Origin of the sequence: Actinomadura vinacea (assembly GCF_039532545.1) — a bacterium.
Lineage (GTDB): Bacteria > Actinomycetota > Actinomycetes > Streptosporangiales > Streptosporangiaceae > Spirillospora > Spirillospora vinacea.
In genome coordinates this window covers 1-559 of the sequence record NZ_BAAARW010000057.1, presented here as the reverse complement: position 1 = coordinate 559, position 559 = coordinate 1, and the positions used below count along the sequence as shown (strand labels likewise).

Sequence of the window (559 nt, the reverse complement as noted above, 5' to 3'; positions counted from 1 at the left end):
GGTGCGGGTTAGACGCTCAAAACGACCAGAGTGGTATTTCACCAATGACTCCACCAACACTAGCGTGCCGGCTTCACAGTCTCCCACCTATCCTACACAAGACGCTCCAAACGCCAATGCCAAGCTATAGTGAAGGTCCCGGGGTCTTTCCGTCCTGCTGCGCGAAACGAGCATCTTTACTCGTACTGCAATTTCACCGGGCCTGTGGTTGAGACAGCGGGGAAGTCGTTACGCCATTCGTGCAGGTCGGAACTTACCCGACAAGGAATTTCGCTACCTTAGGATGGTTATAGTTACCACCGCCGTTTACCGGCGCTTAGATTCTCAGCCTCGACCCCCAAAAGGGATCTAACCAGTCCTCTTAACGTTCCGGCACCGGGCAGGCGTCAGTCCGTATACAGCGTCTTACGACTTCGCACGGACCTGTGTTTTTAGTAAACAGTCGCTTCCCCCTGGCCTCTGCGACCACACCCAGCTCCCCGCGCAAAGCGGATCACCAGACATGGTCCCCCTTCTCCCAAAGTTACGGGGGCAATTTGCCGAGTTCCTTAACCACAGT

At 55.3% G+C, this 559-nt stretch carries 1 rRNA gene; it reads right to left on the bottom strand.

From position 1 onward, the window contains the following. A 23S ribosomal RNA gene (locus ABD340_RS47770) occupies positions 1–559 on the bottom strand; the annotation flags it as partial.